Source organism: Limnohabitans sp. (genome assembly GCF_040400975.1).
GTDB lineage: Bacteria > Pseudomonadota > Gammaproteobacteria > Burkholderiales > Burkholderiaceae_C > Limnohabitans_A.
In genome coordinates this window covers 70065-95172 of the sequence record NZ_JBBAPF010000009.1, presented here as the reverse complement: position 1 = coordinate 95172, position 25108 = coordinate 70065, and the positions used below count along the sequence as shown (strand labels likewise).

At 59.2% G+C, this 25108-nt stretch carries 25 protein-coding genes; 9 read left to right on the top strand and 16 right to left on the bottom strand.

The features are described from left to right. Positions 1-10: 10 nt before the first annotated feature. The 4 genes from ABWQ00_RS07690 to ABWQ00_RS07675 are packed head-to-tail and all read right to left on the bottom strand — an operon-like array spanning position 11 to position 2471. Positions 11-670 carry a glutathione S-transferase family protein gene (locus ABWQ00_RS07690; protein WP_353238080.1) on the bottom strand — a complete coding sequence of 220 codons (660 nt, stop codon included), beginning with the start codon at positions 668-670 and terminating at the stop codon, positions 11-13. A gap of 26 nt (positions 671-696) precedes the next feature. Beyond that, the gene (locus tag ABWQ00_RS07685; protein ID WP_353238079.1) at positions 697-1020 is read right to left on the bottom strand and encodes a hypothetical protein; all 324 of its coding nucleotides are present in this window, start codon (positions 1018-1020) and stop codon (positions 697-699) included. A gap of 14 nt (positions 1021-1034) precedes the next feature. Continuing rightward, positions 1035-1805 (bottom strand): biotin--[acetyl-CoA-carboxylase] ligase, encoded by a 771-nt coding sequence (locus ABWQ00_RS07680; protein WP_353238078.1) that lies wholly within the window; start codon positions 1803-1805, stop codon positions 1035-1037. Positions 1806-1808: 3 nt separating this feature from the next. Continuing rightward, positions 1809-2471 (bottom strand): SET domain-containing protein, encoded by a 663-nt coding sequence (locus ABWQ00_RS07675; protein ID WP_353238077.1) that lies wholly within the window; start codon positions 2469-2471, stop codon positions 1809-1811. 96 nt (positions 2472-2567) lie between these two features. Between ABWQ00_RS07675 and ABWQ00_RS07670 the strand changes: the two genes are divergently transcribed. Next, positions 2568-5492: a DNA topoisomerase III gene (locus tag ABWQ00_RS07670; protein ID WP_353238076.1), complete on the top strand. Its 2925-nt coding sequence runs from the start codon at positions 2568-2570 to the stop codon at positions 5490-5492. A gap of 13 nt (positions 5493-5505) precedes the next feature. On the opposite strand, the gene ABWQ00_RS07665 is transcribed toward ABWQ00_RS07670, so the two are convergent. Further along, a complete protein-coding gene (locus tag ABWQ00_RS07665; RefSeq protein ID WP_353238075.1) occupies positions 5506-7401 on the bottom strand; it encodes an acyl-CoA synthetase in 1896 nt (631 codons plus the stop codon). Positions 7402-7519: 118 nt separating this feature from the next. Between ABWQ00_RS07665 and ABWQ00_RS07660 the strand changes: the two genes are divergently transcribed. Then, entirely contained in the window at positions 7520-8494 is a 975-nt protein-coding gene (locus ABWQ00_RS07660) for a threo-3-hydroxy-L-aspartate ammonia-lyase (RefSeq protein ID WP_353238074.1), read from the top strand. Between the two features lie 53 nt (positions 8495-8547). Here ABWQ00_RS07660 and ABWQ00_RS07655 read toward each other — a convergent pair whose 3' ends face one another. From ABWQ00_RS07655 to sucC, 4 genes are all read right to left on the bottom strand, one after another. After that, positions 8548-9030, bottom strand: a complete 483-nt coding sequence (locus ABWQ00_RS07655; protein ID WP_353238073.1) for a pilin — start codon at positions 9028-9030, stop codon at positions 8548-8550. A 123-nt stretch (positions 9031-9153) separates the two neighbouring features. Further along, positions 9154-9861, bottom strand: a complete 708-nt coding sequence (locus ABWQ00_RS07650) for a TerC family protein (RefSeq protein WP_353238072.1) — start codon at positions 9859-9861, stop codon at positions 9154-9156. A gap of 142 nt (positions 9862-10003) precedes the next feature. Further along, positions 10004-10900, bottom strand: coding sequence for a succinate--CoA ligase subunit alpha (gene sucD / locus ABWQ00_RS07645; RefSeq protein ID WP_353238071.1), 897 nt, complete (start codon positions 10898-10900; stop codon positions 10004-10006). Positions 10901-10993: 93 nt separating this feature from the next. Beyond that, positions 10994-12154 (bottom strand): ADP-forming succinate--CoA ligase subunit beta, encoded by a 1161-nt coding sequence (gene sucC / locus ABWQ00_RS07640; protein ID WP_353238070.1) that lies wholly within the window; start codon positions 12152-12154, stop codon positions 10994-10996. Positions 12155-12343: 189 nt separating this feature from the next. Here sucC and argC point away from each other — a divergent pair, with 189 nt between their 5' ends. Beyond that, positions 12344-13267: an N-acetyl-gamma-glutamyl-phosphate reductase gene (argC, locus tag ABWQ00_RS07635; protein ID WP_353238069.1), complete on the top strand. Its 924-nt coding sequence runs from the start codon at positions 12344-12346 to the stop codon at positions 13265-13267. 48 nt (positions 13268-13315) lie between these two features. On the opposite strand, the gene ABWQ00_RS07630 is transcribed toward argC, so the two are convergent. Together ABWQ00_RS07630 and purB are read right to left on the bottom strand one after the other, a co-directional pair. Further along, on the bottom strand, positions 13316-13876 hold the full coding sequence (locus tag ABWQ00_RS07630) for a YaeQ family protein (RefSeq protein ID WP_353238068.1): 561 nt from the start codon (positions 13874-13876) through the stop codon (positions 13316-13318). Between the two features lie 4 nt (positions 13877-13880). Then, entirely contained in the window at positions 13881-15281 is a 1401-nt protein-coding gene (purB, locus tag ABWQ00_RS07625) for an adenylosuccinate lyase (protein ID WP_353238067.1), read from the bottom strand. A 122-nt stretch (positions 15282-15403) separates the two neighbouring features. On the opposite strand from purB, the gene ABWQ00_RS07620 reads away from it, so the two are divergent. The 6 genes from ABWQ00_RS07620 (at position 15404) to ABWQ00_RS07595 (ending at position 21000) form a co-directional block, all read left to right on the top strand. Next, complete coding sequence (locus tag ABWQ00_RS07620) at positions 15404-16018, top strand: glutathione S-transferase N-terminal domain-containing protein (RefSeq protein WP_353238066.1); 615 nt, start codon at positions 15404-15406, stop codon at positions 16016-16018. A gap of 177 nt (positions 16019-16195) precedes the next feature. Continuing rightward, entirely contained in the window at positions 16196-17068 is an 873-nt protein-coding gene (locus ABWQ00_RS07615) for a fumarylacetoacetate hydrolase family protein (RefSeq protein WP_353238065.1), read from the top strand. Between the two features lie 20 nt (positions 17069-17088). Further along, positions 17089-18063, top strand: a complete 975-nt coding sequence (locus ABWQ00_RS07610) for a Bug family tripartite tricarboxylate transporter substrate binding protein (RefSeq protein ID WP_353238064.1) — start codon at positions 17089-17091, stop codon at positions 18061-18063. A gap of 56 nt (positions 18064-18119) precedes the next feature. Beyond that, positions 18120-19013 (top strand): alpha/beta hydrolase, encoded by an 894-nt coding sequence (locus ABWQ00_RS07605; protein ID WP_353238063.1) that lies wholly within the window; start codon positions 18120-18122, stop codon positions 19011-19013. 101 nt (positions 19014-19114) lie between these two features. Beyond that, the gene (locus ABWQ00_RS07600; protein WP_353238062.1) at positions 19115-20029 is read left to right on the top strand and encodes an alpha/beta hydrolase; all 915 of its coding nucleotides are present in this window, start codon (positions 19115-19117) and stop codon (positions 20027-20029) included. Between the two features lie 2 nt (positions 20030-20031). Beyond that, a complete protein-coding gene (locus ABWQ00_RS07595; RefSeq protein ID WP_353238061.1) occupies positions 20032-21000 on the top strand; it encodes a tripartite tricarboxylate transporter substrate binding protein in 969 nt (322 codons plus the stop codon). Between the two features lie 158 nt (positions 21001-21158). Here the strand turns inward: ABWQ00_RS07595 and ABWQ00_RS07590 are convergent, their stop codons facing one another. The 5 genes from ABWQ00_RS07590 to ABWQ00_RS07570 form a co-directional block, all read right to left on the bottom strand. After that, a complete protein-coding gene (locus ABWQ00_RS07590) occupies positions 21159-21593 on the bottom strand; it encodes a nuclear transport factor 2 family protein (RefSeq protein WP_353238060.1) in 435 nt (144 codons plus the stop codon). Between the two features lie 20 nt (positions 21594-21613). Continuing rightward, positions 21614-22384, bottom strand: coding sequence for an SDR family NAD(P)-dependent oxidoreductase (locus ABWQ00_RS07585; protein ID WP_502908098.1), 771 nt, complete (start codon positions 22382-22384; stop codon positions 21614-21616). 155 nt (positions 22385-22539) lie between these two features. Further along, a complete protein-coding gene (locus ABWQ00_RS07580; protein ID WP_353238059.1) occupies positions 22540-23133 on the bottom strand; it encodes a DUF3833 domain-containing protein in 594 nt (197 codons plus the stop codon). A 32-nt stretch (positions 23134-23165) separates the two neighbouring features. Next, positions 23166-24494 carry an MFS transporter gene (locus ABWQ00_RS07575; protein ID WP_353238058.1) on the bottom strand — a complete coding sequence of 443 codons (1329 nt, stop codon included), beginning with the start codon at positions 24492-24494 and terminating at the stop codon, positions 23166-23168. Then, positions 24491-25105, bottom strand: a complete 615-nt coding sequence (locus ABWQ00_RS07570) for a chalcone isomerase family protein (protein WP_353238057.1) — start codon at positions 25103-25105, stop codon at positions 24491-24493. The genes ABWQ00_RS07575 and ABWQ00_RS07570 overlap by 4 nt, the downstream gene beginning before the upstream one ends. Between the last annotated feature and the right edge of the window lie 3 nt (positions 25106-25108).

Here is a 25108-nt window from a genome sequence, read left to right as displayed (position 1 = left end):
GCTGGGTTCTTCAGGCTTGCGGGGCCATGTTGAGCTGCAAACGCTCACGCGCGATCACACGTGACACGGCCGGATCGGCCGCTACTTTTTCAACAAAGCGCCACAAAATGGGGTGTTCGCTGGCCGCGATGCCGGCGATCGTGCCCCAGCGGGCCAAGGTCAGGCTGTAAGCGTCCAGTGCGCCCAAGCGCTCACCACTGAGCCAAGCTTGGCCTTGGTTTTCAGCGGCTTGCACCAAAGTTTGCAACTCACCCAACATGCCCCGAAACAACTGCGTGTTGTAGGGCTTGAGCGCTGCCTGCACTTCGGCTTGATCCGAAAATTTTTGTGGCATGAAAATGTGCGTGAACGTCGGGTGCACGGTGTTGTTCATCCATGCCAGCGTGGACAAAGCGCGGGCGCGGGCCATGGGCTCGGCCGGCAAAAAGCCTAGCTTTGGAAACAACTGGTCCAGGTGCAGCACGATGGCCACAATCTGCGTCACCACTTGGCCGTCGTGCACCAGCACAGGCACTTGGCCGCGCGGATTGATGGCTTTGTAGTCGGCGCTGTTTTGTTCGCCTTTGTGCAGTTTGACCATGCTGGGTTCGAACTCGGCGCCGCTCAGCTCCAGCAAGACGTGGGGCACAAATGAACAGGCGCCTGGGGCAAAGTAAAGTTGCAGAGACATGGCAGTGGTCCTTGGGTTGATGGGGCTCAGCGAGGTGCCGTGGCCGCGGCGGGAGCGGCAACAGGCGAAGAAGGTAAGACAGGCGCAGAGCCCGGTTGCAGCGCAGTGGGTGCCCCCGGTGCTGCAACGCCTGCAGGGTTGTCGGAGGGTGAGGGGTCTTGCGCAGGGGCCGCATCTTCAGCGCTGGGTGCACGCACCGGTTGAATGGCTTCGGGGCGCAGCTGTTGTTTGAGCCGTTCAGGTTCTTGGTGCTGCTGCGGGCCCCAGCCCCAAGGGGCCAGCGCATCCCATTGCCATGCCAGTGCCAGGGCGTTGAGCACCAGCAAAAGGGCCACCCAGTATTTCAACATGGTTCAGTGTCCAGTCAGATCAAAGGTCGTACGCTGATTTCGGCGCTGTGGATGTCTTGCACGCCCAATTCGGTCTGCAATCGTAACGCACCCCCACGGCTGACACCCAGGGCCAGGCCTTGCTGGCCATCGCTGGTGTGCACCCGGCGGCCTTTGAGCGCATCGCGGTCCTCGAAGCGCTTTTGCAGGAGCCCAAAGCCCGAAGTTTCAAAGGCCAGTAGCATTTGAATCAAGGGTGAAGCCACCCGGGCCAAGGCATCGGCCGCACTGCAATCGGGCAGCAACTCTGACAAGGCGGCAGGTGCGGTGCTCAAGCCTTCAGAGGGGCGGGGGCGAATGTTCAGGCCGACACCGACCACCACTTGGCTGCGCCCGCCCATGCTGGCCGCTTCGACCAAGATGCCGCCCAATTTGCGGTCTTCAAACCACAAATCATTGGGCCATTTCAGGCGCACATCGGGGTGCAGACTTTCGGCCAGGCTCAAACCTACGGCCAAAGACAAGCCAGACCAATCTTGCGGGCTCAAAGCCAGGCTGATGGAGAAAGTGAGCGAGTCACCGGCGTGGCTTTGCCAGACACGGCCTTGACGGCCCCGTCCCGCAGTTTGGCGCTCGGCCACCAGCAAGGTGGCTTCATGTTGCCCTGCGCGGGCTCTGCGCATGAGTTCGCTGTTGCTGGAGTCGATTTCGGGCAGCACCTCCACCGTGAAATCGGGCAGCAGGGGGTACACCTGCGACCAGATCGTTTCGGTGGGCCAAGGGTGGGCCGGGCTGTCCAGTGGCATGGCTCAGCGCTTTTTGCCGCTGGAGGCTTTGACTGCCTTGTCGGCTTTGTCAGCCTTGATGGCTTTGGGCGGAGTTTTGGTTTGGGTTTTGCCTTTGGACTCAGCCTTGGCCTTGGCTTTCACCTTATCGATTTTGTTTTTTTTCTGCTTTGGCGTTTTGGGCGTGTCTTTGCGGTCTTTGGGCGACAGCAGCGTGCCCCGGCAATTGGCGCTGCCGCACCAGCAGGGGTATTCGGCTTTGAGCTTCTTGGTGTAGGGCTCGTCGATGATCAGACCGTAGTCGTAATGGAGCTCTTCGCCCGCTTGGATGTTGCGGATGGCTTTGATGAAGATGCGGTCATTGACTTCATCGGCTTCGCAGTTGGGGTCGCAGCTGTGGTTGATCCAGCGGGACGAGTTGCCGCCGTGCAGCGCATCGATCACACGGTCTTCGTTCACATGAAAAAAAAACGTGTGGTTCGGGTCATGGGGGTCGTGTGGGTGTCGGTCTTGCGCCTCGTCCCAGCTGATGACTTCGCCCACATACTCGATCAGGGTCTCGCCCTCGGCGATGTCCTGCAAAGCGAAGACGCCTTTGCCATGCACGCCAGAGCGGCGGGTCTGTATGCGCTTGCCGGACGCGACTGGGATGGGGTGGCTGGGGGAGGAAACAGGGGTTTTGGCCACGACGTCAAAAAATTTGTTATGGTGAATTCATGTGGGCGCGTGCGTGAGCGCGTGCCCGGGCGCGTGCGCACACGCGAGACAACGGATTGTAATGACATGAAGACACTGGTAATTGCAGAGAAGCCTTCAGTGGCCCAAGACATCGTGAAGGCTTTGACCCCGACGGCGGGCAAGTTCGAAAAACACGATGACCACTTTGAAAACGATACCTATGTTGTGACCAGCGCGGTGGGTCACCTGGTGGAGATCCAAGCCCCCGAGCAATACGACGTGAAACGCGGCAAGTGGAGCTTTGCCAATCTGCCCGTCATCCCACCCCACTTTGACTTGAAGCCCGTCGACAAGACCAAAAGCCGTTTGAGCGCCGTGGTCAAACAAGCCAAACGCAAGGACGTGAGCGCCCTGATCAACGCTTGTGACGCAGGCCGCGAGGGCGAATTGATCTTCCGCTTGATCGAGCAGTACGCAGGCGGCACCAAACCGCTGAACAAGCCGGTCAAGCGCCTGTGGCTGCAGTCGATGACGCCCCAGGCCATCCGTGAAGGCTTTGAGAGCCTGCGCAGCGAGCAACAAATGCAGGGCTTGGCCGATGCCGCCCGCAGCCGGTCTGAAGCCGATTGGCTGGTGGGCATCAACGGCACCCGCGCCATGACCGCGTTCAACTCGCGCGATGGCGGATTTTTCTTGACCACCGTGGGCCGGGTGCAGACGCCCACCTTGGCCGTGGTGGTCGAGCGCGAAGAACAGATCCGCAAGTTCATCAGCCGCGACTATTGGGAAATCCACGCCGAGTTCGCCGCCGCCGCGGGCACGTATCTGGGCAAGTGGTTCGACCCCGCTTGGAAAAAGGACGAGGACGCTGAAAAGAAAGCCGACCGGAAATGGACCGCGGCCGAGGCACAAGCCATTGTTGACGCGGTGCGCGGCAAGTCTGCCAGCGTGACCGAAGAGGCCACGCCCACCACCCAAGCGAGCCCCGGCCTCTTTGACCTGACCAGTCTGCAGCGCGAGGCCAACGGCAAGTTTGGCTTCTCGGCAAAGACCACACTGGCCTTGGCCCAAAGCCTGTACGAGCGCCACAAGGCCCTGACCTATCCGCGTACCGATTCGCGCCACCTGCCCGAGGACTACGTGCCCGTGGCCAAACAAACCTTTGAAATGCTGGCCGACAGCGGCATGCGCCACCTGGCCCCGCACGCGCTCACGGCGCTGAACAACAACTACGTGCGCAAAATCCCGCGCGTGTTCGACAACAAAAAGGTCTCGGACCACTTTGCCATCATCCCCACGCTGCAAGCGCCCAGTGGCTTGTCCGAGGCCGAGCAAAAACTTTATGACTTGGTGGTGCGCCGCTTCATGGCGGTCTTCTTCCCCAGCGCCGAATACCAAGTGACCACCCGCATCAGCGTGGCCGCAGGCCACAGCTTCAAGACCGTGGGCAAGGTGCTGGTCAAACCCGGCTGGTTGGCCATTTATGGCAAAGAAGCGGCAGAAGAAGTGGAAGACGCTAAGGACGGCGACAAAGGCCAGAACCTGGTGCCGGTGCGAGCAGGTGAACAAGTGGGTGTGGACTCGGTCGAAGCCAAGGGCCTGAAAACCCGCCCCCCTGCCCGCTATTCAGAAGCCACCTTGCTGGGCGCCATGGAAGGCGCGGGCAAGATGGTCGACGACGACGAGCTGCGCGAGGCCATGCAGGAAAAAGGGCTGGGCACGCCTGCCACCCGGGCCGCCACGATTGAAGGTCTGATCAACGAAAAATACATGCTGCGCGAAGGCCGCGAGATGATCCCCACGGCCAAAGCCTTCCAGCTGATGACGCTGCTGCGCGGCCTGCAGGTGGAGGAACTGTCCAAACCCGAGTTGACGGGCGAGTGGGAATACAAGCTGGCCCAAATGGAACAAGGCAAATTGAGCCGCGCCACTTTCATGGCCGAGATCGCGGCCATGACCGAGCACATCGTCAAGAAGGCCAAAGAGTACGACCGCGACACCGTGCCCGGCGACTATGCCACCGTCAGCACGCCCTGCCCCAATTGCGGCGGCGTGGTCAAGGAAAACTACCGCCGCTACACCTGCACGGGTGCAGACGGCGCGAGCGACGGCTGCGGCTTCTCGTTTGGCAAATCGCCTGCGGGCCGTACCTTTGAACAAGCAGAGGTCGAACAGTTCATGCGCGACAAGAAAATCGGCCCGTTGGAAGGCTTCCGATCCAAGGCCGGTTGGCCCTTCGTGGCCGAGATGGCGCTCAAGTACAACGAAGAAGAAAAGAACTGGAAGCTCGAATTCGACTTTGGTGACGACAAGAAAAACGAAGAGAGCGGCGAGATCGTCGAGTTCAGCGACGAGGCCTTGGGCGCTTGCCCCAAGTGCGGCAGCCCGGTGCACGAGCATGGCAGCAACTACGTGTGCAGCAAAGCCGTACCCACCAACGAACAGCCCACTCCGAGTTGCGACTTCAAGACGGGCAAACTCATCTTGCAGCAGCCGATCGAGCGTGAGCAGGTCATCAAACTGTTGACCACCGGTAAAACCGATGTGCTCGACAAGTTCGTCAGCAACCGCACGCGCCGCAGCTTCAAGGCCATGCTGGCCTGGAACCCTGAAGAGGGCAAGGTGACGTTCGAGTTCGAGCCGCGCGAAGGCGGCAAGAAATACCCACCGCGCAAGACGGCGGCGACCAAGACGCCATTTGGCAAAGCGGCAGCCAAAAAGACGGCTGTCAAAACCACCAAAGCCCCGGCAGCCAAAAAAACCACCAAGCCTGCTGCCGCGAAGGCGCCGCGCAAAGCCGCAGTGGGCACCTTGAAGCCCAGCGCTTCATTGGCCGCCGTGATCGGTGACGGCACTTATGCACGCACCGAGGTGGTCAAAAAAATCTGGGACTACATCAAGGCCAACGGCCTGCAAGACCCGGCCGACAAGCGCTCCATCAAGGCCGACGGCAAACTGCAAGCGGTGTTTGGCAAAGACCAGGCCACCATGTTCGAGCTGGCCGGGATCATCGGCAAACACCTGAGCTGAGAGGGGCAACTCCTCACGGTGCGTGCAGCACCAGCTTCACGGGCAAAGCGTCCAGCAGGGGCTTGAGGGCCTTCCAGGCATCGGCAGGCGTGGCACGGGCGTCCACCTCAACCAGCGCATCGCCAGCCGCTTGCACCTGCGGCCATAGCGCGGTCTCAAGCTGCAAGGGTGCTAAGGTGTTTTGAATCACTTTCTGCGCCACGGCCGCTGTGGCCAGGGTGCGCAATTCGGGTTTGTAAATTTTGCCGACGTTGGTCACCGGCATGGCCTGGAGCACCGTGACCGACTTGGGTTTGGCGGGGCCTTCGTCCACACGTTCGGCCGTGAAGGCGAGCAACTCGGCTTCGGTCACATGGCTGCCGGCTTTGAGGGTGGCAAAGGCGACAGGCACCTCGCCCGCGTACGCATCGGGTGCACCAACTGCCGCGCACAAGGCCACCGCCGGATGCGCCCCCAAGGCGTCTTCAATCACTTTGGGGTCAATGTTGTGGCCGCTGCGGATGATCAGGTCCTTGGCCCGCCCCGACAGGTGCAGGCGACCTTGCGCGTCCAAAAAGCCTACATCGCCCGTGATGAGCCAGCCGTCCGGCGTGAAGCTGCGCGCCGTCTCAGCGGCATCCAGATAGCCGGAAAACAAATTCGGCCCTTGGTAAAGCACCATGCCTTTTTCGCCTGTGGGCAGGGTCTGCGTTGTGGCCTGGTCATCGCTGTTCAGCGCCACGATGCGCACACGCGCATGCGGCAAAGGCCAACCCACGCAGCCTGCGGGTGCGCTTAAGGCCGGCGGGGCCACGGTGCTCAGGCCTGCGGTTTCGGTCATGCCCAGGCTTTCGTTGATCTGCAAACCGAAGGCTTGTTCAAAGCGGTGAGCCAGCTCGGGCGGCAGCGGCGCCGCGCCCGTGCGCACAGCACGCAGGCTTGAAATGTCGGCCCCCTGCAGCGGCACACCCGCAAGGGCAGCCAAAACCGTGGGCACCCCCGACATGAGCGTGCAACGGTGGTGGGCCACCAGCCGCCAGTAGTTTTGCACCACCTCGCGGTTGCGAAACAAGGCTTCGGTGGGAATGATCACATGCATGCCGACGGCCAGCGAACACAAGGCTCCGGGCAACACGCCCGCCACATGGAACAGCGGGTAGCCGTTGATCGTCACATCGCTTGCGCGAAAGCCCTGCATGCTGGCATTGGCCCAAGCAGTGAACACCTGCGCGCCATGGCTGTGCCTGGCCAGTTTGGGCGCTCCGGTGGTGCCGCCCGTGTGAAAGTAAGCCGCGATGTCCTCGGGCTGAAACACCCGTTGGCTGACCAGGTGGTCGGCCACTTGTGTGGCCCGCAAGGCGTGGAAGTCTTGGGTACCTGCAGGCAACGCGTCAGCTTCTTGAATTGGACCTCCGTCCGGGTTGACCAGCAACACCGTCTTCAAACTGGGCAATTGGGTTTGCAGGCGCAAGGCTTTGGCCCTCAGTTGGCTGTCGTCTTCGACGCCATGCGCGATCAGCACTTTGGCTTGGCTGGCCCGCAGCAGCGACAGCAGTTTTTCGTCACTGAGCAAAGGGTTGAGCGGCTGCACAATGCCCGCCGCTTCGCCGCCCCAAAGCGCCAGGTGGTAGGCCAAGCCGCCGGGTAAGAGAACGCCCACGGCATCCTGGGGGCCCACACCCAACTGGTGCAGCAAATTGGCGGTTTGGTGAATGCCTTGCAGCAAGCTGCGGTAGGTCCAGGTGGTGGAGGCGCCGCCGGGCTGGCCCGTGTGCAAAAAGCTCAGCGCAGGCTGCTTGGCATGAACCTGGGCGCTGGCACGGATCAGCGCATAGGTGCTGGCCCAAGGTATGGCCTCTGCCAAGGGCGTGACCTCGATGCGGTGGATGTCGGCCAGGCTTTGAACGGGAGATGAAACAGTCAGGTGCATGACCGATGTTAGCCAGCGCCTGAGGCTGGCTTTGTCTCACAAGTGGCAAGCCGGTGCTTTTTCAAACCGCCAGTCATGTCAACATGTCCACTTTGTCGTCACCATTCAAGGATCACCCATGCAGGATGCCAGCGCCCTACCTACTTTTGAAGACGTACTGGCCGCCGCCGCGCGGTTGCAAGGGCATGCGCACCGCACGCCGGTGCTGCAGTCGCGCACGCTCAACGCGCAACTGGGTGCCCAGGCCTTCATCAAGTGCGAAAACTTTCAGCGCATGGGGGCTTTCAAGTTCCGCGGCGGCTTCAATGCCCTGTCGCGGCTGACACCTGCCGAGCGCCAAGCCGGGGTGGTGGCTTATTCATCGGGCAACCACGCCCAGGCCGTGGCCTTGTCGGCGCAAATTCTGGACATCCCGGCCACGATCGTCATGCCGCACGACGCCTCGCCCGCCAAGCTGGCGGCTACACGCGGCTACGGCGCGCAGGTGGTGGGCTACGACCGTTACAAGGACGATGCGCTGGCCATTGCCCAAGGCATTGCCGCCGCACAGGGCAGGCGCTTCATTCCGCCGTTTGACCACCCGGACGTGCTGAGCGGCCAAGGCACGGCGGCGCTGGAGTTGTTTCAGGAAGTGGGCGAGCTCGACGCCTTGTTTGTGTGTCTGGGCGGCGGCGGCCTGCTCAGCGGCAGCGCCCTGTCTGCCAAGGCCCTGTCCCCAGCCTGCAAAATTTACGGCGTGGAGCCCGAAGCGGGCAACGATGTGCAGCAGTCCTTGCAACAGGGCCAACGGGTGCGCATCGCGACCCCGGTGACGATTGCCGATGGCGCGCAAACGCCCATGGTCGGCGAAATCACCTTCGAGATCATTCGCCGGCTGGTGGACGCTGTGCACACCGTGACCGATGCGCAACTTGTGCAGGCCATGCGCTTTTATGCCGAACGCATGAAGATGGTGGTGGAGCCCACGGGTTGTTTGTCACTGGCAGCGGCCATTCAGGCCAGCGAGCAGCTTCATGGTCAGCGCGTGGGTATCATCGTGAGCGGCGGCAACGTGGATTTGGGCCGCTTTGCGCAGTTGCTTGGCCAAGGCTGAAACCAGGCCTTCGGCCGGCACAGGCAGCACCGCCACATTGCGGTCGGTCGTCATCAAGACGCTTTGCACGAGGCCGGGAGGTACTTGGCAGCCAGTCCGTTGTTGGCGGCGGGTCCGCACCGCCATGCCGCCACAGGTTTGCCCCCATCGGTGCTGCCATTGATGGCGGTGGTGCCCGTTTGAAGCGGCGTCAGAGACAGGCTGTTGGCTGTGGTGCTGGTGTTGCCACGCAAAGCTTGGTGGTTGCCCACCACGGTGATCACGCCATTGGCATCTGCAGCGATGCTGCTGACATATTTGCTCACTTGGGGGTCACAAGCTTTGGGCAATACGGCTGACACATCCGATTCTGAAGCTGAAACAATGGCTTCGTTCACGGCAGTTTTGCAGCCGCTGGCGGCCAAAAGCATCTCGGAAACCTTGGCCCGTATGCTGTAGTCTTGATAGGCTGGGAGCGCCAAGGCACCCAAAATGCCGATGATCGCAATCACGATCATCAGTTCAATCAATGTCAGACCTTGCTGCCTTTTTTGCATGGCATTTACCCCCTGAAGAATGGGTGTCGATGGTAATCCATACAACACCCAATTTCTAGAGCTCTAGGCGGGCTCTTGCTGCCCCAAGAGGGATGCTGGTCATGGCCAGCATGCCATGGGGGCTCAGACGGCTTCTTGGGTTGGGCGTCGCGCCATGATGATTTTGCCCAAAGCCAGTACCAACAATGCACCTGCCAGGCCCATGGCATAGCCCCACACCTTGTCTTGTGGGATGTAGTCGACCAAACCTGGGTCGGTTTGCATCATGGTGCCGGCGATCCAGCCCAGCAGCATGCCGCCAGCGGTGATGATCATCGGGAAGCGGTCCATCAATTTGAGCACCAGTTGGCTGCCCCAAACGATGATCGGGATGCTGACCAGCAAGCCAAAGATGACCAAAGGCATTTGGTGATCAGGGTTGCCAGAGCCTTGAGCGGCGCCTGCGATGGCGATCACGTTGTCCACGCTCATGACCAAGTCGGCAATGATGACGGTTTTGACCGCACCCCAGAGCTTGTCACTGCCTTGGATGTTGCTGTGGTCGTCGTCGGCATCGGGGGTCAGCAGTTTCACGCCAATCCAAAGCAGCAAAATCGCACCCACAAATTTGAGGAACGGAATCGCCAACAATGTGAGCGCAAAAAAGATCAGGATGACCCGCAAGATGATGGCACCTGCTGTGCCCCACAGGATGCCTTGTCTGCGCTGGTGCTCGGGCAACTGGCGGCAAGCCAGAGCGATCACGACGGCGTTGTCGCCGCCCAGCAGGATGTCAATCATGATGATCTGGGCGACAGCAACCCAGAACGAAGCGGTCAGAAATTCTTCCACGGTGGTCCTTTTGCCCGTTGGAGCGGGCGCTTGTATGCAAAGAAAAATAAAGCCGGATTCTCCCTCAGAAAATCCGGCTTATATATTGTGGCAAACCACATCCCTGCCAAAAGCAGGGCATTTGGGTACAGAAGAAACGTTTTTATTTCAGCTGAGCTTTGAGCAACTTGCCCAATTCAGAGGGGTTGCGCGTAACGATGAAGCCGCACTCTTCCATGATGGCCAGCTTGGCATCGGCCGTGTCGGCGCCACCAGAGATCAAAGCACCGGCATGGCCCATGCGCTTGCCGGGAGGGGCCGTCACACCGGCGATGAAGCCCACAATGGGCTTCTTCATGTTGGCCTTGCACCACTGAGCAGCTTCGGCTTCGTCCGGACCACCGATTTCACCGATCATGATGACCGCGTCGGTGTCGGGATCGTCGTTAAACGCCTTCATCACATCGATGTGCTTCAAACCGTTGATCGGGTCGCCACCAATGCCCACAGCGCTGGACTGGCCGAGACCCACTTCGGTCAACATGGCCACGGCTTCATAGGTCAAAGTGCCCGAACGAGACACCACGCCAATGCGGCCTTTGCGGTGGATGTGCCCGGGCATGATGCCGATCTTGATTTCTTCAGGGGTGATGAGGCCTGGGCAGTTGGGGCCCAGCAACAAAGTGCGCTTGCCGCCAGCCGCTTCCTTGGCTTTCATCTTGTTGCGCACTTCCAGCATGTCCTTGACCGGAATGCCTTCGGTGATGCAAATGGCCAAGTCGAGGTCGGCTTCAACGGCCTCCCAGATCGCAGCGGCTGCGCCTGCTGGGGGCACATAAATCACCGACACGGTAGCGCCTGTGTTCTGAGCCGCTTCTTTGACCGATGCGAAGATCGGGATGTTGAAGATGGACTCGCCAGCTTTCTTGGGGTTCACGCCCGCGACAAAACAGTTTTTGCCGTTCGCGTATTCCTGGCACTTTTCCGTGTGGAACTGACCGGTTTTACCGGTGATGCCTTGGGTGATGACTTTGGTGTCTTTGTTGATGTAGATGGACATGTTTGTTCCTAATCAGTTGGGGCAGAGCTGAAGATCTGTCCCGCAAAGTTAATCAGTTGGGGACAGAGCTGAAGATCTGTCCCACAAAGACATTTACTTAACAGCGGCCACAATGGCGGTCGCGGCTTCGGCCATGGTGTCGGCCGAGATGATGGGCAGACCGGATTCGGCCAGCATTTTCCGGCCCAGCTCGTCGTTGGTGCCCTTCATGCGCACGACCAAAGGCACGGACAGGTTCACGGCCTTGCAGGCAGTGATCACACCGGTGGCGATGGTGTCGCACTTCATGATGCCGCCAAAGATGTTGACCAAAATGCCTTTGACATTCTTGTTGGCCAACATGATCTTGAAGGCTTCGGTGACTTTCTCAGCCGTTGCGCCGCCGCCCACGTCCAGGAAGTTCGCTGGCTCGCCGCCAAACAACTTGATGGTGTCCATGGTGGCCATGGCCAAACCAGCCCCGTTAACCAAGCAACCGATGTTGCCGTCCAAGGAGATGTAGGCCAAGTCAAACTTGGAAGCTTCCACTTCAGCGGGGTCTTCTTCGTCCAGATCGCGGTAAGCCACGATTTCGGGGTGACGGAACAAAGCGTTGGCATCGAAGTTGAACTTCGCGTCCAAAGCCATCACATTGCCTTTGCTGTCGCGGTTCAGTGGGTTGATTTCCACCAAGGACGCGTCGGTGTCCATGTAGCACTGGTACAGCTTCTTGAAAATGTCCACGGCCTGGGCGGTGGAGGCGGCCGGCATGCCGATGGCGTCTGAGATTTTCTTGGCTTGTGCATCGCCCAAACCCGTCAGAGGATCGATGAACTCGGTGATGATTTTCTCGGGGGTGGAATGGGCCACTTCCTCGATGTCCATGCCGCCTTCGCTGGAAGCGATGAAAGCGATTTTTTGTGAGGCGCGGTCGGTGACCACGGATACGTAATATTCTTTGTGAATGTCGGCGCCGTCTTCGATGTACAGACGACGCACTTTTTGGCCTTCAGGACCCGTCTGGTGCGTCTTGAGTTGCATGCCCAGGATCTCGCCAGCGATGCGCTTGACGTCTTCAATGCTCTTGGCCACTTTGACGCCGCCGCCCTTGCCACGGCCACCGGCGTGAATCTGAGCCTTGACCACCCAAACGGGCCCACCCAATTTTTGAGCGGCTTCGACCGCCTCTTGAACCGTGAACGCCGGGATGCCGCGTGGAACGGGCACACCGAATTGACGCAAGATTTCCTTGCCTTGGTACTCGTGAATCTTCATGAGGTCTTCTCTCAGAGGGGTGGGTAATTTCGACCGGTCCGCTGCGGCCTTACATTGCAAGAAAGACCTGCCAGCGTGCGCTGGACACTGCAAACAGCGACTGTATCATGCTGCAATGCACCAATCCTGAGCCACGCGTCTTACGCTGACATGACGTTGTGAACTCGATTCCCAGTGAAAGTAATACCCATGGCTAAAATTTTTATCGACGGCGAAGCCGGTACCACCGGCTTACAGATCCGCGAGCGCTTGGCGCTGATGCCCCAAGTGCAGGTGATGAGCATCGATCCGGCCCGCCGAAAAGACCCCGAAGCCAAGCGCGAATTGATGGCGGCTGCCGATTTGGTGGTGCTGTGCCTGCACGACGATGCCGCGATCGAATCGGTCGCCATGGTCGACAGCCTGCCGGGTGCCAAGCCACGCATCGTGGACGCATCTACGGCCCACCGTTGCCACCCCGATTGGGTGTTCGGTTTTCCAGAGTTGGCCGCTGATCAGGCCGCTGCCGTGCGCCAAGCGCAGCGGGTGGCCAACCCCGGCTGCTACGCCACGGGTGCGATTGCCATTTTGCGGCCTTTGGTCGATGCGGGGCTCATGGCCAAAGACTTTCCAGTCTGCTTGCCTTCAGTGAGTGGTTACTCCGGTGGCGGCAGGACCATGATTGAAGACTATGAAGCGGGCAAGGCCCCGCTTTTTGAAGCCTACGCCCTGGGCTTGCAGCACAAGCACGTTCCGGAAATCATGCGCTACACCGGCCTCACTGGCCGTCCCTTGTTTGTGCCCTCTGTAGGCAATTTCCGCCAAGGCATGCTGGTGCAACTGCCCCTGCACCTGGACACTTTGCCCGGTAAACCGAGGGGCGCAGACCTGCACGAAGCTTTGCGCGCGCATTACGCGGTCAGCCGCTCCGAAGGCGGCTGGGTGAGCGTAGAGCCTGCCACCGACAACTTGAAGCTGGACGCCACGGCCCTGAATGACACGAACAAGCTCGAGATCCGCGTGTTCGCCAACGAGGCCGCCCGCCAAGCTGTTGTGATCGCTCGCTTGGACAACCTGGGCAAAGGCGCCAGCGGCGCAGCGGTGCAGAACATCCAGCTCATGCTGGGGGTGTGATCACGCCAACTGGAGGCCAAAACCTCGCCCATGATGGCGACGTTCACTTCACTTCCAGCGAATCAGCTCGATGTGCACGCTGCCCTTGTCGCTGCTGAAGGTGACGCTGCCTTCTTGCACGGTGGCTTGAAGTTGCATGCTGCGCTCGGCCAATTTGGCCAGTTCTTGTGAGCCTTCGGTGGGCACGCGCCAGACCTGCAGTTTGTCCAAACGGGTGAGCTTGGTCTCGATGCCTTTCCACCAGACTTCGGACGCGTGGTTGAAGCAATACAGCAAGACCTCATCGGCTTTCTGACAGGCTTTCATGATGGGCTTGTCTTCAGGCTGGCCGACTTCGATCCACATGCGGGTCTGGCCGGTGAAGTCGCGCAGGCTCACATCCGGGTCATCTGGGTCGGACAGGCCCGCACCAAAGGCCAGCTTGCCGTCACCCTTGCACACCGCTTGCAGCTTGTAGGCGTTGATGGCCAGCGCCAGCAGGCGGATCATCATGCGCTCGTCGGTCTCGCTGGGGTGACGCGCCAGCGTGAGCTGATGGTCTTCGTAATAGCTGTGATCGATGTCAGCGATCGACAGGTTGGCTTTGTAGATGGTGGATTTGAGGGCCATGGTGTCAGACGCGCTTGGCCAGCTCGGCCGCTTTGCCGATGTAGCTGCTCGGCGTCATGGCCAACAGACGGTCTTTGTCGGCTTGCGGAATGTCGAGTGTTGCGATCAAGCCATGCAAGTCTGCGGCCGTCACGGTTTTGCCCCGTGTGGCGTCTTTGAGTTTTTCGTAGGCACCCAGGACGCCATGGCGGCGCATCACCGTCTGGATCGGTTCGGCCAGTACTTCCCATGCTTCGTCCAGGTCTGCGGCCAAGGCCTCTTCGTTCAGCTCCAGCTTGTTCAAGCCCGTCATGAGCGAGGCATAGGCCAAGGCGGTGTAACCCAAACCCACGCCCATGTTGCGCAGCACGGTCGAGTCGGTCAGGTCGCGCTGCCAACGGCTGATGGGCAGCTTTTCTGACAGGTGCTTGAGCACGGCGTTGGCCAAGCCCAGGTTGCCCTCGGCATTTTCAAAGTCGATCGGATTGACTTTGTGCGGCATGGTGCTGGAGCCGATTTCACCAGCTTTGAGGCGTTGCTTGAAGTAACCCAGGCTCACATATCCCCAGATGTCACGCGACAAATCGATCAGGATGGTGTTGCTGCGGGCCACGGCATCAAACAACTCGGCCATGTAGTCGTGGGGCTCGATCTGAATGCTGTAGGGCTGAAAGCACAGGCCCAGTCCCCAAGCGTCTGAATTGCTCTCGCCAATTTCAGGGGTTTCCACCACTTGGCGGGCAAAAGCTTCCCAGTCGAAGTCGGGCCAGGCAGAGAGGTGAGCGTTGTAATTGCCCACCGCGCCATTCATTTTGCCCATCAACTGGACGGCAGCGATCTTGTTGCGGCATCCGTTCAGGCGCATCACCACGTTGGCCATTTCCTTGCCGACGGTGGTGGGGCTGGCGGTTTGCCCGTGGGTGCGACTGAGCATGGGGACGTCGGCAAAAGCGTGCGCCATTTCACGCAGTTTGGCGATCAGGCCATCGAGACCCGGCAGGATCACCTCAGCACGGGCCCCCTTGAGCTGCAGGGCGTGGCTGGTGTTGTTGATGTCTTCACTGGTGCAGGCAAAGTGCACGAACTCAGCGGCTTTTTCCAGCTCGGGGCGGTCTTCAAATTTGGATTTGATCCAGTACTCAACCGCCTTCACATCGTGGTTGGTGGTCTTCTCAAACGCCTTGATGGCCATGGCGTCTTCTTCGTTGAAGTTTTTCACCAAGCCTGTGAGGTAGCGCCTTGCACCGGGGGTAAGGGGTTTGAATTCTGCAAAACCGGCATCCGACAAAGCGATGAACCAGGCAATTTCAACCTGTACCCGACGGTGCATGTAGCCTTGCTCACTCATGAGTGGTCGAAGGGCATTGAGTTTGCTGGCGTAACGACCATCCAGCGGTGACAGGGCAGACACAGGAGTGAAATTCATCCTTTGATTGTAATTCCCGCTGTGCCTTGTCCTCTCACCTGCCCAATTGGGACAATGACACGGAGCTGACGAAGTGTTTCACCTAAAATCTGACATCGTTTATTGGCATTGCCCCATTTTTTATGAAACTCATCGGCTCCGTCACCAGTCCTTATGTCCGCAAGGTGCGCATTGTTATGGCCGAGAAGAAATTGGACTACCAATTCGTCACCGAAGACGTGTGGTCAGCTCAAACCGTGATTCACGCCTCCAATCCGCTGGGAAAGGTCCCTTGCTTGGTGATGGAAGGTGGTGAGGCGGTGTTCGATTCCCGTGTGATCGTGGAGTACCTCGACACCTTGTCGCCCGTGGGCAAGCTGATCCCTGTGGCTGGCCGTGAGCGGGCTGAGGTCAAAACCTGGGAAGCGCTGGCCGACGGTTTGTTGGACGCGGCCTTGATGGCCCGCATGGAAGCGGTTTGGACAGGACGGCAAGATGGCCAGCGCAGCCAAGCCTGGATTGACCGCCATTTGGACAAAATCCAACATGCCCTGAAGGCCATGAGTCACGGGTTGGGCGACAAAGCATTTTGTTCGGGCATTCACTTGAGCCTGTCGGACATCGCTGTGGGTTGCGCTGTCGCTTATTTGGACTTCCGCTTCCCCCAAGTTGACTGGCGCACGCCTTACCCCAATCTGCACAAGCTTTACGACAAGCTGGCGCAGCGTTCCAGTTTTCAAGACACACAGCCAGGCTGACCCGCCTATTGGCGGTCTGCCGCCTGAGCGCACGGGTTGCGGGCTTCAAAAAGCAGCCCCTTGTCCGGTGCGCGTCTCTCCCGAGTTGCTTCGCTCTTTATGATGAAAAGATGGGTTGTTCCAGCGCCCATTCTCATCATCATGGGGCAGCGTGCTGCCCGTTCCCAGGAGAGTATTTTGCGCATCGCCACTTTTGTTTTCAACAACAAACGCCATGTCGGTCAGGTTTCGGCTGACGGCTTGCAGGTCACGCCCTATGCACTGACCGAAGCCCAGGCCCTCCATGGCGCCCAATGGCTGATTGATGCCATGACGGCCGGTCATGCTTTGCCCGCTTTGAGTGGCACCCCTTTGGCCCTGTCCTCGGTCAAGCTGGAATCTCCATTGCCAATCCCGCGTCGCAACGTCTGGTGCGTCGGCCGGAACTACCATGCGCACGCCAAAGAGCTGCAGGCTTCGGTTTTCAAAGACAGCAATGCTGACACCAAGGCCTGGCCCATCGTGTTCACCAAGGTGCCCGAATGCGTGGTGGGCCCGACCGACGATGTGCAGCTGCCAGGCGCTGCAGTTTCCGATCAGATTGATTATGAAGCCGAGTTGGCCGTGATCATCGGGCAAGGCGGTAAAAACATCAGCCAGGCCAATGCCATGAAGCATGTGTTTGGTTACACCGTGGTCAACGACGTGACCGCACGCGATGTGCAGATGCGCCACCAACAATGGGACATGGGCAAGTCTTTCGACACCTTTTGCCCCATGGGCCCATGGATCGTGACCGCCGACGAGGTCGACGGCCGTCAAACCCGCGTGCGCTGCTGGGTCAACGGTGAGTTGCGCCAAGACGGCCCGACCGAGAACATGATTTTCGACATCCCCACCTTGATTGAAACCATTTCGCGCGGCATCACCCTTTACCCCGGCGACATCATCGCCACAGGCACGCCTGCAGGTGTGGGCATGGGACTGAGCCCACCCCGTTACATCGCCAAGGGCGATGTGATCCGCGTTGAGATCGATGGCGTGGGCCACATCGAAAACCGCTTCGTTTGAAACACCTTGAGGAAACAAAAATGAAAACAAGACAATGGCTCAAAGTGGTGATGGTTGCGGCCATCGCCTGTTCGGGTATGTCGGGGATGGCACAAGCCTATCCGACCAAACCCATCACCATGGTGGTGCCCTTTCCGCCGGGTGGCGTGGCCGATACCGTGGGCCGCCCTGTGGCCGAAGCCATGGCGCGGCACCTCAAGCAAAGTGTCGTGGTCGAGAACAAAGGCGGCGCTGGCGGCGGCATTGGCATGGCTCAAGTTGCCAAGTCCAAAGGCGATGGCTACACGGTCTTGATGTCGCTGTCTTCTTTGGTGGTGTTGCCCGAAGCGGCTCGCATCCTGCAGCAAACCCCGCTGTATGAAACTCGCCAGCTCAAGCCCATTGCGCGTTTCACAGCCGACCCCACTGTGTTGGTCGTGCGTGCCGACAGCCCGTGGAAAACCTATGCCGAGTTCATCGCTTTTGCCAAGACCAATCCGGGCCGAATATCCTTTGGTTCCTCGGGCAACTACGGCACGATGCACGTGCCCATGGAGCAGCTGAAAGCGGCAACGTCTTCATTCATGTTGCACGTGCCGTACACCGGTGCGGGGCCTGCGGTGCTGTCTTTGTTGGGTGGTCAAATTGAAGCGCTGTCCACCGGCCCTGCCAGTGTGAAACAGCACATTGCTTCTGGCCGTTTGCGCGCTTTGGCGCATTGGGGTGAGGGTCGTTTGGCCAGCATGCCCGAAGTGCCCAGCCTCAAGGAGTTGGGTGTGCCGATCCAGTACTCGCAATGGTCCGGCATGTTTGTTCCTGCTGATACGCCACTCGCCGTGGTGGACGCTTTGCGCCAAGCGGCTCGCTTTGCCGCGCAAGATGCGCGTGCTGTTGCCGCACTGACTTCTGCGGGAACCTCGTTCATGTACCAAGATGCCCCTGACTTTGAGCGTTTTGTACAGGCCGATGCGAAAGACATGAGCGCTTTGGTTAAGCGCATTGGCAAGGTGGACTGATAGGTCGACACAGCCTTTTGAACCCCATTTTTATTTACCAAAACCAAGGATCGCCTGTGAACTGGAGTCAAGAGTATTTTGTTAAGCGCGAAGACGTTCGCCTGTATGTGTACCGCAAGCGTGCACACGCCCCCGTGGCGGGTGAAGTTGCCAAACCCGTGCTGTTGTTGGTCCACGGCTCGACCGTCTCGGGCCGCAATACCTATGACCTGCAAGTGCCTGGTGGCCAAGATTACTCGGTCATGGATTTTTTTGCTGAGCGCGGCTATGACGTTTGGACCGTGGATCATGAGGGTTACGGCCGATCCAGTTGGTCAGGCCGTGGCAACAGCGATGTGCGCACCGGTGCCAAAGACTTGGCGGCCGTAGTGCCCTTTGTTTTGCAAGAGACAGGCGTTGAAAAGATCCATATTTTTGGGTCTTCTTCCGGTGCATTGCGCGCTTGTCTGTACACCGAAGCGCATCCCCAAACCGTGGCGCGCCTGGCCCTCTCGGCCCTGGTTTACACCGGTGCTGGTTCGCCCACCTTGGAGCAGCGCCGCAAAAAACTGCCCGAATACAGCGCCAGCCCACGCCGCAAGGTGGATTTGGCCTTTTATGAAGGCATGTTCAACCGCGACAAACCCGGCTCCAGTGAAGACAGCGTACCCAAAGCCATTGCGGCGGCCGAGCTGCCCTTGGTCAGCGAAGTGCCCACAGGCACCTATGTGGACATGTGTGCCAACTTGCCTTTGGCCAAACCTGAAGCCATCCCTTGTCCCACGCTGGTGATCCGTGGCGAGTTCGATGGCATCGCCGCAGAGCCCGATTTGTTGGATTTCTTCACCCGGTTGCCGAGCAAGGACAAACAATTTGTGGTTTTGTCGGGCATTGCGCACAACCCGATGATGGGGGTCGTTCGAAATAAGTTTCACTTTGCACTGGAGAACTTCCTCAAAGCGCCTCTTTGAGTGCTCCGTTGACTATGCGGCGTCAATAGGCGCAGCATGAACCTCAAAGCCCATCAAGAGGCTTGATTTGCAGTTAAAAATCCAATAAGGAGACAAGCACCATGGCAAATGTTGAATGGTCTGGTGGCCAAGAACACTGGACGCACAAAAAAGACATCCGTCTTTTCTTGTGGCAAAAAGCCGCATCCCCCAAAGTTCCGCATGCGGGCACGGTGTTGTTTGTGCATGGTTCGTCCATGGCCTCACAACCCACGTTTGATTTGCACGTGCCAGGTCGACCGCACTCGTCGGTCATGGACTGGTTTGCTGAGCGCGGTTTTGACACTTGGTGCATGGACAACGAGGGTTACGGCCGCTCGGACAAACACCGCCCTATCAACTTTGACATCAGCAACGGGGCCGATGACCTGTCAGCCGGCAGCGAATACATCCTTCAAAAAACGGGCGCAAAACAACTGCTGGTCTACGGCATATCGTCTGGCGCACTCAAGGCGGCCTTATTTGCACAGCGGCACCCTGAACGCGTAGCCAAGCTGGCGCTCGATGCCTTTGTCTGGACGGGGCAAGGCAGCCCAACTTTGGCTGAGCGCGCCAAAAAATTACCCGAATTTTTGGCCAAGAACAGCCGTTCGATTGACCGCGCCTTTGTGCACAGTATTTTCAACCGTGACCATGCCGAGTGTGCTGACGAGGCCACCAAAGATGCCTTTGCCGATGCCATCCTCACCTTGGACTCATCCATGCCCACGGGCACCTATGTGGACATGTGTTCCAAATTGCCCTTGGTAGACCCCACCCAAGTCAAGGCCGCCACGCTCATCATGCGCGGTGAGTACGACGGTATTGCCAGCTTGGACGATCTGATCAACTTCTATAAGTTGCTGCCCTGCACCAACAAACAATTCAGCATCATGCAAGGCATCTCGCATGCCAGTTTCCAGCAAAAAAACCATCTGATGGTTTACCAAATTTTGCACAGCTTCTTTTCTCAACCAGACCCCATCTACAAAGGTTAAACATGAAAAAGCTACTGAACACGGTGTGCGCTGCTGCCTTGTTGGCCCTGTCTTTGGGTGCCGCCCAAGCCCAGACCTACCCGACCAAGCCGGTCAAAATTGTGGTGCCCTTCGGGCCAGGTGGTTTCACCGATGTGGTGGCCCGAATTCTGGGCGTCAAGTTGAGCGAAAGCTTGGGGCAGCCGGTCGTGATCGAAAACAGGCCCGGAGCGGGCTCGATGATCGGTACAGACCAAGTGGCCAAATCGGCACCCGATGGCCATACGCTGTTGATTGTTTCATCGACGCACGTCATCAGTCCTTGGATTTACAAAAGTGTGCCTTATGACCCCATCAAGGCCTTTGTGTCCGTGACCAAATTGGTGGACTCGCCCTATGTGCTGCTGACCAACCCCAAGGTGCCAGCCAAAAACGTGCAAGAGTTCATTGCACTGGCCAGGGCCCAGCCTGACGGCATCCATTACGCCTCGTCCGGCAATGGCAGTGCGCAGCATTTGATTGGCGGCTTGTTTGCATCGATGACCAAAACCCAACTCAAGCACGTACCGTATCGAAGCAGCAATTTGGCTGCAACCGACTTGGTCGCTGGTGTGGTGGAAAGCAGTTTCGCGGGAGTGCCCAATGCCTTGGCTCAAGTCCCGAATGGTCGCCTCAATGCCTTGGCTGTGACGAGTGCCAAGCGCATTCCTCAGTTGCCCAATGTGCCCACCATGCAAGAGGCGGGTGTGGCCGGTTTTGATGCCACCATTTGGCTGGCGCTGTTGGCGCCTGCTGGAACGCCTGCCAGCATCGTCAATCGTTTGAACAGCGATGTGGCCAAAATCATGAACACCCCCGAAACACAAAAAGCCATGTTCGACGCGGGTGTTGAAGTCAGTTTGTCTACCCCTGCCGCGATGTCTCAACTCATGGTCTCTGAAATGGAGAAATGGGGCAAAGTCGTCAAAGAAGCAGGCATCAAGTTGGAATAAAGCCAGCAATAGGGCCCCTTCAAATTTTTGAGTGGGTTCAATTTAAAACGCACTGGATGCACAGGAGATAAATCAGTTCTGTTGAGCGGCAGCTCATCCAAACCAGTGCGCAGACAAGGTGGCTTTGAATTCTGATGCCACTGGCCTTTGGCCAGGGCTCAGGTGTTGGCGCGTTTTTTGAGCCAACGCATCAAGCCGCCCACTACGGGTAATTTTTCGTACAGCTCTTCGGCCGCGTCCCAGTAGTCGCGGTGCAAAGTGACCAAGCCTTGCCCGTTGAACACCACGTGGCTGGCGCCCCGAACGGCTTGCAGGGTTTGGGTGTCAAAACGTTTGAAGTGAAAGCGAAACTCCCAGGTCAAAAAGGCTTGATCCCCATCCACCACCTGATGCGTGACGACAAAGTGGGGCTTGTCCAGCGCCACATACATGTGCTGAAAAATGCCCTCGATGGCAGACAAGCCCCGGACTTCATTGAACGGGTCTTTGAAGCTGGCCTCGGGGGCGTAAATCTCACCCAAGCGCGAGATGCTTTGCGGCGTCAGCGTTTCAAAAAATGTGGCCAGGTCTTGCGTGGCTTGTCGGGTGTCCATGGTCAGCTTTCAATTCGGATTCACAGCCCGGTGAATTTACGCACCAGCGGAAAATACAAACGGTAAGGCAGCAAGCGCAGCAACTTGAGCCACAGCGTGAAGCGTTTGGGAAAGTGGATGTCGAACTGGCCCTGGGCCCAGCCCTTGAGCATGTCTTGGGCCGCTTGCTCTGGGCTGATCAAGGCGGGCATGGTGAATTGGTTTTGTGCTGTGAGCGGCGTGGCCACAAAGCCAGGGTTGACGACGCTCACGCCAATGCCTTGGTCTTGCAAGTCCATGTACAGGGTCTCGGCCAAGTGCGTGAGGGCCGCCTTGGTCGGGCCATAGGCTAAGCCATTAGGCAGGCCACGCCAACCGGCCACACTGCTGAGCAAACTGATGTGCCCGCTTTGGCGTGCCAGCATGCCGGGCAGCACCGCATCGAGGACTTGCAAAGCGCCTTGGTAGTTGACCTTGTCGTGTTGCAGCAAGTCGTCCAGATCGAGGGCTGTCGCGCGTTGGGCGCGGTAATAGCCTGCGGCATAGACCACCAGGTCCAGCGGTCCTTCGGCTTGCAGGGCTTTGGCGGTGGCTTGTACTTGATCTGGGTCGCTCACATCGAGCGCACGCCACTGCACATGCGCATCTTGCCTGGCCCAGTCCAGCACACCTTGTGGATTGCGAGCCGAGACGATCACGTGGGCACCTGCCATGCGCAGTGCTTGGGCACAAGCCAGGCCAATGCCAGTGGAGGCGCCGACCAACCAGACGCGGCGGCCTTGCCAAGCGGCCATGGGCGTGTTCAGTTGCAGCCAGCTGCGTGGCGCTGGTTTGGCTTGCGATGGCGCGACACCTGTCGTTTGGGGTCCGACTTTGGGTATGGCCATATCTGTTTGCAGCGAGGCGCTCGTCAGCACCGCGTCCATGGCGTTCAGTCCGGTGTTGGAGGGGTTGGGATTCATGCGCATCAACCCGGCTTGGCCGCCAAAGGCGTGCGCCGCGTGAAGGACAAAGTGACCTCGCCCAGCTTCACGCCCCATTTGCTCATGGTCGCTTTGTTGAGCATGACGCGGTCATCCATCAAGAACATCCAGTCGTCAAAATCGACGTTCCACACCCGACCATCGACAGGCAATGCCAGGGTATAGCCCCAGCGAAACGCGTTGCCACTGACTTGGCCCCGGGCCTCGCCCACCACATCGTCGGCACGGCCGGTGTAGGTGCCGTTGGGTCCGGCTTTGAGCTTCCAGATGCGGCGCTGCGTTGTGCCGTCTGAGTACACAAAGGCTTCATCCAGCACGCCCTCGTCGCCATTCCAGCTGCAATCCATGACCACGGTGAAGCGTTTGACCACTTGGCCACTGCGGTCGGTGAACACACCCCAAGCGTCGATGGTGCCGGTGAAATAAGTGCGCAAATCTAGGACAGGTTTTTCCTGGGCGTAGTTTTGCACTTGGGGTCCGGCGCAGCTGGCCAAAAAGGGCGTGCTTGCCACCACGGACAAAGCGCCCAGGCGAGTCAAAGCCGTGCGGCGGTGGATCATGGCGTTTGGATGGCGCATGGAGAACTCCCGTTGTCTACATTCAAAGCGGCTCATGCCGAAGGGAGGGCCCGTGCGGGCCCCAAAATCAAATCAGGTTGACGCATCAAGCTGGCGTATAAAGCCAGCCCTGCCAACAGCTTGAGCACACAGGGCAGCAAGCCATAAGCGAGGCCCAGCGCCATCACGGCATCGGCATCTTGCTGGCCTGGCGCATAGCCCCACAGACCCAGTAAAGGCAGCGACAGCCCGGCGGCCAAAGCCAGATTGAGCTTGGTGGCCAGATTCCACCAGCCCATGAAAGCGCCATCTGTGCGACCGCGCTCGCCACAGCGGTCAATCAATTGGTTGAGCAAAGCCCCGGGCACCGTGAGGTCAGCGCCCAGCGCCATGCCCGACAAGGCACACACCACCAAAAATCCGGTGGTATCGCCTGCGCCCAGCGTGATGACACTCACAAAAGCCAGCACCGACAAAGCCATGCCGGTGGCCCAAGTGCGCAACAGGCCCATGCGGTCAATCACCTTGAGCCACAGCGGAAACGACAGCGCCCCGGCGGTAAAGTACAAGCCCAAAAACAGCGGCTCCATGGCCTTGGGTGCTTGCAACAGGTCTTGCACGAAAAACAGCACCAACGTGGCGGGCACAGCGCTCGCCAAGCCATTGAGCATGAACACCAACAAAAGACGACGAAAACCGGCGTGCTTCCAAGGTTGCCAAAGGCTACTGGCTTCATGGCCGGTGGCCAGCGTGGCTATCGCTGGCTCTGCTTTTTGGGCGGTGCGCTGCCAAGTGAACAAACCCAGCGCCAACATCACCACCAGCAATGCGGTGGTCAGCTCCCAGCCCCAGATGGCGGGCAGGGCCGAAGCCAGCAACACGCCCACCAAAGCAAAACCTTCGCGCCACGCCACCCAGCGGCTTTGTGCGATGCCACCGCCACCTTGCCGCGCTGCCCAAGCCTGGTGCAAGATGCCCAGACCGCTGTAGGCCAAATGGCTGAGCGTCAAGGCGCAGCCCACCCACCACAACAAGCCAGCAGGCGACAAAGACGCAGCCGGTGGAAAAAACAGTGCCGCAAAGCCCAGCGCCACCACCGTGGCCAGCAGCAAGGCAGCCACCCAGACCGCTTGCCAAGAGTGGCGGTACAAACGGTCGCCAAAGCGGCCCAACCAAGGGTCCACCACCGCATCGATGCTGCGGCTGAGCAAAAGCACCGCACCCAGTGCCGCCAGAGGCACGCCGTACTGCTGGGCATACAGGTTGGGCAAATGCACATAAACCGGCAAAGCCACAAACGCCAAAGGCAAGCCCAGCACGCCATAAGCTGCCGAGGTCTTGCGCTGCACAGCGCTGGGGGTCACCGGGGCCATGTCATTCATGGTTGCAGGCCTTGCAACAGTTGCGCACGCATCTTGGGTTCAGAGGTGCGTTCATCGAGCCAGATGCCGAAAAACAAACGTGCGAAATTGACGTCCTTGACGGCGCCAACGCGTTGGCCATTGACCCAAAATTCGGCCCCTTCACCCGGCAGATTGACGCCTGTGATGCGGTCACCCGCGCTCACATTGGGAAACAGCTCGCGCATGGCCGCCAGCCAAGCTTGTGCTTGTGCATCGGTGAAGCTGCCCACGCGCCGCATTTCGTCGATCGAACGGCTGGCGATGGCTGAGCCTTCCAGTTTGCGCAGGTATTGCAGCTCCAGGGCAAAGGCTTGTTGCATGGCCTGACTGTGCCGAAAACCCCGGGGTGTCCACAACCTGGCGTCGTACACCTCAAACCCCCATACCCGCAGGCGCACCGGCGCGGTGGGCACCACCCCGCCCAAGCCCGCCACTTCGGGGCGGCTGAAGCCGGCGTTGGGGCTGGTCACATTGGTGCTTTGCGCTTGCGTTGCGCTCAACAGGCCACCCCACAAGACCAGAAAAAATCCGTGTCGCCAGCCTTGCTGCAGCAGCCAGGACATGGCGCGGCTTGTCAATGAGGTGTGCATGGT